The organism is Paenibacillus germinis, assembly GCF_013141785.1.
Taxonomy (GTDB): Bacteria; Bacillota; Bacilli; order Paenibacillales; family NBRC-103111; genus Paenibacillus_E; species Paenibacillus_E phytorum.
This window is the reverse complement of record NZ_WHOC01000049.1, coordinates 35,321-45,948: the sequence shown is the minus strand read 5'-3', so window position 1 is coordinate 45,948 and position 10,628 is coordinate 35,321. Positions and strand designations below refer to the sequence as shown.

Here is a 10,628-nt window from a genome sequence, read left to right as displayed (position 1 = left end):
TCACTTCATAGGTTTCATTTTCTGAAGCATTAACCCGAAGCATTCTGTTCCAATCCTCCAAGTCATAGCGGATTATTACTTCCCTTTTTAAATCCTCCTCGGACAAAACTGATACTATACTTTCCGATTCAGATCGTGTCCTCAAAAGAAGACTACTCAATTCATCCTTCGATATGCCACCTTCAGAATTAAATTCTCGAGCGCGTTCCCAAATGAAAGGTTTGTTTCCGATTGCACTTATGAGGTTCTGATACTCGTTTCCTGCTAAATGTAAGCAAAGGTTTCCAATGCTGTTCATGGAATCCTTTATTTTTTTCCAAATCAAAACATCATCAAGTTGGTTTAAGCTCTTTATGATTCGATCGAGCTGCTTGTTCATGTCTTCGAGTACGTTTTTTGTCAGGTCTGGCACGACTATTTCCCCTCTGCAATTTAGTAAAAATGCACATATCACTTTTTTAATAATTCACTTAACTCAGAATGATTCCCTTTAATTATTCTGCCCATTACTTCAACAGGGTGCCGAATATGCCGGTACGTTCTGCGTTAGTTCAATCTCTTCCTAACACTTTTGATTATTCACTTTTAACTTGTCTTAACATAGCTTCAATATTATTTTCTACACTATTTGAAAGGCAAAAACCCTCAAAATCAGGAAATAGCGTTCGCTGTCTAATATCAAATGTTGTAATCAAAATATCACGAATAACTTTCTTCAAGGAAGGAGATACAGCAATAAAAAGCCTTCCTTGAGTATAAGTCCCTAACTTTAAACTTCCAGTTTTCTCATGAACTACATCACTATAAAGAAATACACCATGTTGAGAAGAAATCCTGGATGATACAATCGGTGGTTCAATGAATAAGGGGTGAGAAAATGCCTTTAAGTTTTCTACGAATTGTTGGTAATCTGTTTTTGTGTGCATTATACTATCTTCAATATCGCCGCCAAAATTAGTATTAAGTAAACCCAACAATAATCCTGTTTCATTTGGGGAAGAGTCAACACAAAACCATAAAGAAACTAATAAATTTTTTGAGAAATCTACTAGTCGAGTTGCTGCTCCATGATGTTGTAGTCTAGCCAATAGCTCAAAATCGCTGATAATTTTACCATCTATATAATGAAAACCTTTGTGTTTTGCTTGATTTATTAAAATGCTTTCATAACTAGAAACATCTTCTTCTTCCACAATATCTCGATCTGCCATTGATTTAAAAGATCCTGACAACATGCCTTTAATTTTGGATTCATAAATTCTTCTATATGCCCCACTATTTATAGCCCAACGTATATCGCCCTGTCCTCTCCACATTCTGATTGGCTTTACTTGGTTATGTTCATTACCTATATTACTTGTGGCTAATTCCATGAGTTCAAGAAAAGTCTCTGGTTCAAATGCATTTTCAAATAGTTCACTTTCAAATTTTTTCATAATTTCCCCTTATCCATGCCTGTTTTCAACTCAGTTATTCCCTTATATTACCACACTATTCGCCCGTTGCTTCAATGAAAAAGGGAACAGTTGCCGGCCGAGGCGTTCTGTCCCTGGTATTTGCACTCGTATCCGTTAGCGTAAAAACTACGTTGTTATTTTTGACATTCTACTTTGCTGTTCTGTCACGATATATAATCAGAGTAATTGCATTTAATATGATGGTTACTATGAGAAGAACTGCTGCGACGGACGCCACAGCACCCGTTGTGTCCATAAGAGCATACCACTCCTCACTCTTTACCAGATGATAGCTATAGAAAATCTGGAAACATAGCGAAATTGCACAAGCACTGATGCTCATAATCGAAAGAGTGACCCAATGCCGATGGTCATGTTTTCCATATCGCATGAGATTAACAACAGGAAGTATCCAAGCAATTAGTCCAAGCACGAGGCTACCAAGATTAAGCAAACCATTCATATCTAATCCCCCTTTGTATTTTCCATTTCTTCACTCTTCTTCCGTTATCCTGCCCGTTACTTCAATGACAAAAGCAGACGGCTGTGGCTGTCTGCTTAATTTCACTATAGTTTCCCGTTAGCTTAAGGAGACATTTGTGATATATATATCCATCCATAGAATGATCTGAATTAATGAACACACCGGTAAATGCCATTTCCATTTCTTCATCAAAGGTTGGAAAAAACACAAAACTGTGTATAAACAAATTACATACTCGATTGACATTAAATTGTACTCCAGATTCATTCTCCAAAGAATAGTATTTGGCAAAATCCAGATAATTGTACGTATCAAGTTTCTCTGTTTTATTAATTCTTCTATATTGAGAAACCTTGAAATTAGAACTCATAAACTCATCGGATAATTTATTGTTCCCAACCAACTTTCTTATGATAAACGCACATGTAAAATAGAATTTCTCAAGCCCAAATACAAAGTGATCTGCATCGTACTTGTCAGAGCGAATGTCAACTTGATACTTTTTAAATTTTCTTAATTCCTTCTTCAATTCAGCTTTCCATAACGGTGAATTCCAAATCATTAGATCACCTGACTTTTATTTTTTACTCTTCTCATATTCTTAATATTCGTGAAATAATAAAAACTCTCCTGCCGTTAACGTATAAAGTTGCCGAGTGCAGTCGCAGCTACATCTAAGTTGAGTTATTGAGCTAAAGTTCTCATGTTAGATTAATCTTAGATTTTCACGTGCACTTCTTCTTGAAATGGGCTGACATAGCTTGCAAGTAGTCCTGAAGCTTAATTGGATCACTAGAGTAGTTATATGTGTGACGCATATCACCTTTTTTTGAAACCGCATATGCACTTAGCATGCGTCTTGACCAATCTTGTTCGGGAATCTCGATATCGGGATTATAAAAAAAGAACCAACAGCATTCTCCTTCTAATACGAAGTCTTCTAAGAAAGGTGTTTGGGGATCTATGATATATCGCTCTAAATCCTCTCGACTGGCATTTTCGGCCATTTGTTTTGCTTGGTCAAACGTAATAGTGGGGATGTATTCATCTACTGATTCCCCGTATAAGTAATTACCTATATTGGACTGCTGTCCTTCAACTTTAAATGTTATTGCTCCAACTTCCATAATATCTAGTACAGAAACGGTTATATTTTCATTTTCTATTACTTCCACAATTCTGAAGTTAAAATCTAAATCGGAATCAGAAACATAGAGTTTATTTCCCGACCTCACGTAATCAAGAGCTCTCCCATGTAAAACTTGAAGTTCCTGGTCGCTGTTGAAATTAATTGAATGGACGGAGAAGATAGGGATCCTTTCCAGACTAATTTTCTCCTTTCAGTACTCATCATTCTGCCGACAACATCTTACTATCTTAAAGATTATGTAAGAGTATTCGCTAAAATTGTTCTACTATCCTGTCCGTAGCTGAGAAGAGGCTTTATGAAGCTCTTGCTGTTAACAAGTGATAATAATTAATTATTTTCAATCCCTTTGAAGTTGCATATTTATTAAATATTCTCTCTACATCTTGTAAGCATTCTTGCCAAACAATTTCTTTTAGTTTTTTGCTCTGTCCAAAGCATTTTTTTATAAGAACATCTTCTGGTGTAGATAGGTATTCAATTTCTTCAAGTAGCTCTACTTTAATATCCGTTAAACCACTTTCATGAAGATTAAGCTCACGCAGTATGTCATTTGCTTCTGGTTTTGGTATTTGGGAATATAGACCTGGGAATAACTCTCGTAAAGCACCGTGACTGCCGGCATGGTAGAACCCTAAAATTGTCCCACCTGCTCTAACAATTCGATTGCCATCGTGATACCAATCTCTAGGTCCTTTTTTTGTATATGCAACATCGAAATAATCATTTGGAAAGGGTAAATTACCATTCCCATCAATAATTAAAAAGTTGATATTTTCAATTGATTTAGCTTTGTTCCCCTTTTCAATAAAGCCCTCTACTACATCAATCCCGACAACTTCATTTGCATTTAATGCAAATTGTAACGCAAATTCACCATGACCACATCCAACATCCAATAATCGACCTTCACATAAGGATGAATTTATTTTTTCTGCCAATATCATTTCAGCTCACGGTTCATCAAACGTTGACTTCCAAGGGTATTTATATACCCCCACCTCTTCAAACAATTGTTTATACCACTCTGGGCTATGGGGTGCTACCCATTCGGGGTGTTTCATTGGGTCAAAAAGTATTTTTTTCAAGCCATCTGACATCTTAATCCCCCCCCCCCCCGTAATCTTAAATATCTCTTCCCTAAATAACATCCTGGAACATTGTGGAAAACCCTTCTGTTGTTTAAAGAATAATTAATTCAGCATTCTTGCCCAATACTTCAAATGTACGTAGCTTTCCGCCACGCTCTACTGCCCAATAGCTTAATGGCAAAAGGAGCAGTTGCCTTGGCAATCTGCTCCAAATTTGTTTGAACTAACTATCGTTCGCCGTTAGCGGAATGAGCTGAACTCTTCTAAGTTGATACAAACGGTTCGGAGCTGAGGCATGTCTGCGGAGTGTAGAGTCCGATTGTTCGGTTTGGTGCGGTTATCGATCGGTACAAAATTGCTGGATGATCTGTTCTTTCATTTCCTCGGTCGGGTATTGATCGGGATAGGTGCAAATCATCAGCATCATTCCATGAAGAGTAGAGGAGAAGTATAGTGATCTTAATCGCGCATTCGCGGTCCCAAGTCCGGCGAACATCCCGCACTGCACTTCGAATTGTTTGGCCATTGCCTCATTGAGTATCTGGCTGTACTTGGACAGTACTTTATCTTCTTTCGGCTGCGTTTGCAAATGCAAGTAAAAGCGGTACACGTCAGGACGCTGCTTGACATTGTCAAGAGCACCTTTAACAATATGTTTCAGCTGTTCGGACGGTGAACCAAGAGCGGACGCCTCTTGCATCACTTGAATAATTTCTTCGATCCGGTTCTGTACCATTTCTTCGAGGAGCTCTTCCTTCCCCCTGTAGTAATTGTACATCAAGCCTTTGGAAACGCCGGCCTTCTTCACTACATCATCAATCGAAGCGTCATGGTACCCTCGTTCGATAAAAATTTCCATAGCTGCCGTGCGTATATTTTCCTTGGCGACTTGACGAATTCGCTCATTCTCTTCCTGTGTTCGAGGCATTGTCGAGTTCTCCCTGTACGAAACGCTTTATGTGCTCTGCGAGCTCTTCAGAGTGGGTCAAGGTAAGCATATGATCCGCCCCTTCAATTTCAGCAAATCGGATCGATGGGAGCCGCTTGAATTGCTCGGCAATCTTGATCATGTCCGGCCATTCTACTGTACCATGAATAAACAACGTCTTCACAGCAATCTCCTCTAACCTTTCAATCGCCAGCGGCTCAGGCCAGCGGACTTCAAAGCTCTGCCATTCGGTAAACACTCTCGTCATGTAGTGAGTAGCCATTTCACGAAGGAAATCCCGATGAGGACTGGCCATCGTGACACGATAATTCGGACCGGCTAAAGACAATTCCACCAATCTCGCAATATCGGGAGCGGCCAAATTGACAGCTGCCATCCACTCGTTAAACTCCTGAGAAAAAGTGAATCCCGTTAGAGAAGGGGCTACCAATACAAGCCGCTCAACCATCGAAGGATAAGATAACGTAAAATCCGTCGCCGCCTGCCCGCCCATTGAATGACCAACTAGCGTGACACGATCCACCCCCACATGTTCGAGCAGCTTTCGCAAATCCTCCACAAGGCTGGTCGGTACTTGCGGAGCAGGCGAGCGCCCAATCCCTCGGCCATCGAAGGTAATGACCTTGCGGGATTGCGCCAATATCGGCGCGACATACTTCCACTCCCTCGAATCGACGCCCGGGCTGTGAATCATGACGATTGGCGAGCCTTCCCCTTGAATTTCGTAAAAAAGATCCATAGTAATCTCCTCCCCAATATGCGAAATCATCCCTTGCATTGTTATTATAGTTTATGACTGACCGTACAGTCAATAAAAATTGGAGTTACCCTGCCCGTTAACACAACAGGCCACCGAGTTCATCATCGGCAGCCTGCTTGATCTTTGTTATGGAGCTATCGTTCTGCGTTAGCTTAATAACTTCCTGCAGCGTCCGCGTAATCGATTTTTGTCATCCCGTAAAAGACTAAATCTTCAAATACATCCCACTTCAAGATGTGCTGTTTGAAAATCCCTTCGTCTTTCATCCCAATTTTACTCATAACCCTATAGGAACCTAGGTTCTTCGTCATTGCAGCGGCGAAAATACGGTTTAACTCCAAAACCTCGAATCCAAATTGAACTATCCTTTTGGCAGCTTCTATTGCAAATCCTTGCCCCCAATACGGCTGACCTACCCAATAAGCAAGTTCAGCACGTTTATGATTTTTTGCAACACCTAAACTCATACATCCAATCAATGATTCATCTTCCTTTTTTACCATAGCGAAAGCATAACTATCCCCTTTTTGTAAGCGTCAAACCCTCCCCACCTTCGTTCCTTTCAATAGCCATGAGATAATCCTCCTCAGAAGCCAAATAGGGGAGGATTTTTTATGGCCAGAGAAAATGTACAAAAGAAATGGGAAGCACACATCGCAACTTTCCGGTCCAACGGAGAAAAAGCAACAAAATGGTGCACAGCCAATCAGGTTAACCGTCGTCAGCTTTACAATTGGATGAAAAGGCTGAGCGGATCATCCGCTGCTTCGACGGTGGCCAAATCAACCACCTTTTTAAGCGTTGAGATCGCTCCCGAAGCAGAACCGGAGGAGCCCGCCTCCCTTCGCATCAGGCTCGGAGCAGCCGTTATCGAAGTCGAAGCCGGATTCAACCCCGCTTTGCTCCGTGATGTGGTGCGAGCACTCCAAACCGTATGCTAAACAAGTTAAGCACCCATCAGTTATATCTGGCTTGCGGCAGCACGGATTTGCGCAAATCCATCGACGGACTGGCCGCTCTTGTCCAGAAGGGGCTCGGGCTCAATCCATTCTCTGCTTGTTGTTCGTCTTTTGTAACCGCGAGCGGAACAAGTTAAAGATCCTATATTGGGAGCACAACGGTTTCTGGCTGTTCTACCGCAGACTCGAGCGCGGCACGTTCCAGTGGCCAAAGAATCACGGCGAGCCGGTCACGGTTACTATCCGCGAGCTTCGCTGGCTATTGGATGGCCTGGTGGGGCTATTTGACGCTTACGTAATCCCCCAATAGAGACCCATGAGATTGAGAGCAGCCTTCATCAGCAACATCCCGTATCTTGTGATCAAAGCCTTAGTGATGGGCAGCGATAAAGTTCTGAATCTGCTTCCAGGCATCCGCAGAAATGGCTGCATACTCGCTGGCAAGTTGATCAAAGAAGCCATGAGGAGCGCCCTCATACACGATGATGTGATTCTCCAGGCCCCTTGCATTGAGCCTCGTTTCGAGCGTCCGCACAGTTCCTATTGGAATGTTCTGATCCGCGCTTCCAAACAGGCCGAGCACTGGACACGTTATGTTCTCGACCTGATCCAACATGGCTCCTGCTTCAGGAAAGACCTTAGGCAGACCCCCATAGAAGGAAATAACCCCAGCAAGCTCAAATGCTTGCTGCGTACCAGACAAGAATGAGAAGGCCCCACCTATACAAAAGCCAACTGGAAAGGTCGCTTCTCCCTTGTTCCCTTGTTCGCGTAAATAGTCAAGCGCAGCTCTCACGTCCAAGAAGAAGGTTTTCAGTTGCATTTGTTGGATGTGTGGCATGCATTCGAACCCTTCCTGACGTGAGGCCACACCTGCTGTCCGTCCAAAATAATCAAGGGCAAGGGCCGGGAGTCCAATCTCGGCAAAACGCAGAGCCAATTCTTTGTAAAACTGATGCAAGCCACGAACATCAGGATAAATGATCACCTGACCTTTTGCCGGTGCTTCAGGACGAGCAAAATAGGCAGCAAAATGATTGCCATCAGCAGCGGTCAAGACGATGTCTTCACCATGCGCCTTTCCAGTGGCCCTCGCTGGCAGCGGAGGGCGAGCGTTGTCATCATAACACATGACTTCTTTTCTCCTTATCAACAAATTGAGAGATGGTAACATCTGTGATCAAGACAGAGGGGGACACATACCGGCACTTAACATATCAATTTCTGAAGGTAGTGGTCGCAGTGGATGCTTTTCCCTCTCTGATTTTACCACAGATTGCGAGTTGGTATCAGGAGCGAAGCAGTCCTTTTGTGGAGGCGTATTTCGTATGGCTGAAACAGCAGCGGTCTCGGACTTTACCAAAGAGCTTGCTTGGTCAAGCGATCGCCTACAGCTTGAACCAGTGGAGAAGCTGACGGCCTTCCTCACTGACGGACGATAACAATCGAAGCGAGCGTTCAATCAAGCCATTTGTAATCGGGCGAAAGAACTGGCTGTTTGCAACACGTCGCGTGGCGCGAAAGCGAGCGCGTCCATCTATAGCGTCATAGAGACGGCCAAGGAAAACGGACTTCGTCCCTATGACTACCTGAAGTATCTCTTCGAGCAATTGCCGCAGCTGACCGGACCGCTCGATCCGCAAACGATCGAACCGTTTATGCCGTGGTCGTCATCGTTGCCGATCACTTGCAGAGTGCTACAGTCTTAATGCTTAGCCTACGCCAGCTCCCATCTGATCTCAAGGTGATGCTATTTGACGCTTACCTACAACATGAGTATTCGGATCAACCATGCTGTTTCCATGATGATTTCTTCCTATATATTCTCTTACTAATGCAAACTGTTTCACTTGTATACGGCAGCCAACTTCCTCAAGAAATTCACGTTTAAGTCATTCGATCAAGTTTTCGCCATGCTCTTGACCTCCGCCTGGTAACGTATTATCAGCACCAAAAAGTTGATCATACTTTTTTATTGTAAGGAGTTTGTTTTTACTGACAACAATTCCTTTCACTCCACTTCGTACCTTCAAATTGACCCGCCCCTTTCATTCGTATCAGGAAAATCAGTGATTATATTATTCTATTTATCTTCTTCAAATTATTTCCATTATCCTGCCCGTTACTTCAACAGGCTGCCGAATAAGCAGGCAGCCTGTTGTTATTGTGCTATCGTTCTTCGTTAGTTGAGAAATCGGCTCAATTTGAGTTTATTTTAGAATCTAGTACCTCCTTAGAAATCCCTTAAATATATCGCAGGTCTATCTCACATGCTCCGATATAAGTTCAGCAGTCTGCTCCAACATCATCATTCTCGCAATGTCATCAACCTTATTTACTTGATACAAGAATAGGTGTTCCACAACATCGATCCCGCAGAATCCAAATATTCCTTCTTTTGTAATTAACTTCATAGCCTGTTCCAGACCACTGTTCATTAGGTAGTATTCACTTCCTCCCGCTGTTTGGACAATTAGGGCTTTTTTTCCGGTGAGCAACCCTACCGGGCGTCCTGAATCTCCATAACGATAAGCGTAATTATTGCTAAGCACACGATCGATATAACCTTTCATAATCGCCGGCATCCCCATCCACCAAGTAGGGTAAATGAAAATGATGAAATCAGCCCAACGGATATCGTCATGCTCTTTGGCTACATCTGCGGGTGGTTCACAGCCTTGGAAAGAGCCGATCAACTCTTCGTAGGATATAACAGGTTGAAAGCTTTTCTCGTAAAGATCGGTCTGTTTTACTTCATGTCCTGCTGCAAGTAAACGATCCGCAAATGCATCCCGTAATGCCGCATTGAAACTACTGAAATTAGGATGTGCTCCGATCAGCAAGGTTTTCATCAAATTTCCTCCTCATTCGAAACTAAACACATTGTTGTAAATTCATCTATCTGTTGATTATTATTATAGATATAATGGGTATACGGCAACCAACAATATGATCGCATAAGTCGATTAGCCAACAATTAGCTGTAAAGCGACGGATAACACAAAAATCTTCCACAAAGGTGATCAAAATGTCCAAAAACTACAAAGATATAGATCGAAGGGTAAAACGCACCCGACAGTTTATACAGGACGCGTTAATTTCGTTAATTGCGGAGAAAGGATTCGATGCGTTAACTGTTCATGAGATTACGGAGCGTGCGGATGTTAATCGCTCTACCTTTTATTTTCATTTCATGGATAAGTACGACCTGTTGGACCAAAGCGTTAATGAGATGCTGGAAAAATTCGCTGAATCGTTAAAGTCATACGATGTTAATCCGGATGAAAAGTGCCCTATAGAAAGGAGTGCCCCTTTGGTGCAACAATTTGAACATGTTGCGAAGCACGCCAATTTTTACAAAACAATGATTGGGGAAAAGGGCATTCCCAGCTTTGCAAAGAGAATGAAGTCGGCAATTGAAGAGGCATTCTATCGAAAGCTAGAATACTCGAACATGGAACATAGGCAAATCCCTATCCCGAAGGATATTCTATGCAGATACGTAGCTTCGGCCCATTACGGCGTCATCGAATCTTGGTTGGAGAAGGACATGCCATACTCTCCTGCGTACATGTCCTCTCTATTACGCGAATTGGTTAAGATCGGGCCTTTAAACGCGGCTGGCATACTGAAGGAATAATCGCCGATTTTAACTACAAATGTATTAACGGGACAGTGATTATATTACTGCAAGCTGTACCATCACACACCATGTTAACCTGCCCGTTACTTCAACAGGCTGCCGAGTAAGTCGATGCCACTGAAAAAGTTCAAATCATAT

At 42.3% G+C, this 10,628-nt stretch carries 14 protein-coding genes and 3 pseudogenes; 5 read left to right on the top strand and 12 right to left on the bottom strand.

The features are described 5' to 3' along the window. From GC102_RS10665 to GC102_RS10625, 9 genes and pseudogenes are all read right to left on the bottom strand, one after another. A partial coding sequence (locus tag GC102_RS10665; protein ID WP_171689505.1) for a DinB family protein occupies positions 1-412 on the bottom strand: 412 nt, incomplete at its 3' end. A 163-nt stretch (positions 413-575) separates the two neighbouring features. After that, on the bottom strand, positions 576-1,436 hold the full coding sequence (locus tag GC102_RS10660) for an FRG domain-containing protein (protein WP_171689504.1): 861 nt from the start codon (positions 1,434-1,436) through the stop codon (positions 576-578). Between the two features lie 545 nt (positions 1,437-1,981). Continuing rightward, positions 1,982-2,503 carry a hypothetical protein gene (locus GC102_RS10655; protein WP_171689503.1) on the bottom strand — a complete coding sequence of 174 codons (522 nt, stop codon included), beginning with the start codon at positions 2,501-2,503 and terminating at the stop codon, positions 1,982-1,984. Positions 2,504-2,666: 163 nt separating this feature from the next. After that, positions 2,667-3,176: a hypothetical protein gene (locus GC102_RS10650; RefSeq protein ID WP_171689502.1), complete on the bottom strand. Its 510-nt coding sequence runs from the start codon at positions 3,174-3,176 to the stop codon at positions 2,667-2,669. A 208-nt stretch (positions 3,177-3,384) separates the two neighbouring features. After that, positions 3,385-4,029: a class I SAM-dependent methyltransferase gene (locus GC102_RS10645; protein WP_171689501.1), complete on the bottom strand. Its 645-nt coding sequence runs from the start codon at positions 4,027-4,029 to the stop codon at positions 3,385-3,387. 12 nt (positions 4,030-4,041) lie between these two features. After that, positions 4,042-4,188 carry a hypothetical protein gene (locus GC102_RS10640; protein WP_171689500.1) on the bottom strand — a complete coding sequence of 49 codons (147 nt, stop codon included), beginning with the start codon at positions 4,186-4,188 and terminating at the stop codon, positions 4,042-4,044. 328 nt (positions 4,189-4,516) lie between these two features. Continuing rightward, positions 4,517-5,107 carry a TetR/AcrR family transcriptional regulator gene (locus tag GC102_RS10635; protein WP_171689499.1) on the bottom strand — a complete coding sequence of 197 codons (591 nt, stop codon included), beginning with the start codon at positions 5,105-5,107 and terminating at the stop codon, positions 4,517-4,519. Further along, a complete protein-coding gene (locus tag GC102_RS10630) occupies positions 5,082-5,867 on the bottom strand; it encodes an alpha/beta fold hydrolase (RefSeq protein ID WP_171689498.1) in 786 nt (261 codons plus the stop codon). The genes GC102_RS10635 and GC102_RS10630 overlap by 26 nt, the downstream gene beginning before the upstream one ends. Positions 5,868-6,040: 173 nt before the next feature. Beyond that, positions 6,041-6,403, bottom strand: a pseudogene (locus tag GC102_RS10625) (GNAT family N-acetyltransferase); the annotation flags it as partial. Positions 6,404-6,502: 99 nt separating this feature from the next. On the opposite strand from GC102_RS10625, the gene tnpA reads away from it, so the two are divergent. After that, the gene (tnpA, locus tag GC102_RS10620) at positions 6,503-6,829 is read left to right on the top strand and encodes an IS66 family insertion sequence element accessory protein TnpA (protein WP_171689496.1); all 327 of its coding nucleotides are present in this window, start codon (positions 6,503-6,505) and stop codon (positions 6,827-6,829) included. After that, positions 6,823-7,157, top strand: a pseudogene (tnpB, locus tag GC102_RS40560) (IS66 family insertion sequence element accessory protein TnpB). The gene tnpA and the pseudogene tnpB overlap by 7 nt, the downstream one beginning before the upstream one ends. Before the next feature lie 60 nt (positions 7,158-7,217). Here the strand turns inward: tnpB and GC102_RS10610 are convergent. Next, on the bottom strand, positions 7,218-7,979 hold the full coding sequence (locus tag GC102_RS10610) for a dienelactone hydrolase family protein (protein ID WP_171689494.1): 762 nt from the start codon (positions 7,977-7,979) through the stop codon (positions 7,218-7,220). 32 nt (positions 7,980-8,011) lie between these two features. On the opposite strand from GC102_RS10610, the pseudogene GC102_RS40555 reads away from it, so the two are divergent. Together GC102_RS40555 and GC102_RS40550 are read left to right on the top strand one after the other, a co-directional pair. Further along, a pseudogene (locus tag GC102_RS40555) lies at positions 8,012-8,398 on the top strand (IS66 family transposase). Further along, positions 8,317-8,556 carry a transposase domain-containing protein gene (locus GC102_RS40550; protein WP_376769358.1) on the top strand — a complete coding sequence of 80 codons (240 nt, stop codon included), beginning with the start codon at positions 8,317-8,319 and terminating at the stop codon, positions 8,554-8,556. The pseudogene GC102_RS40555 and the gene GC102_RS40550 overlap by 82 nt, the downstream one beginning before the upstream one ends. A 183-nt stretch (positions 8,557-8,739) precedes the next feature. Here GC102_RS40550 and GC102_RS10600 read toward each other — a convergent pair whose 3' ends face one another. After that, positions 8,740-8,880, bottom strand: a complete 141-nt coding sequence (locus GC102_RS10600; protein ID WP_171689493.1) for an NUDIX hydrolase — start codon at positions 8,878-8,880, stop codon at positions 8,740-8,742. Between the two features lie 228 nt (positions 8,881-9,108). Next, a complete protein-coding gene (locus GC102_RS10595; RefSeq protein ID WP_171689492.1) occupies positions 9,109-9,699 on the bottom strand; it encodes an NAD(P)H-dependent oxidoreductase in 591 nt (196 codons plus the stop codon). Between the two features lie 176 nt (positions 9,700-9,875). Between GC102_RS10595 and GC102_RS10590 the strand changes: the two genes are divergently transcribed. After that, complete coding sequence (locus GC102_RS10590) at positions 9,876-10,487, top strand: TetR/AcrR family transcriptional regulator (protein WP_171689491.1); 612 nt, start codon at positions 9,876-9,878, stop codon at positions 10,485-10,487. Positions 10,488-10,628 lie beyond the last annotated feature (141 nt).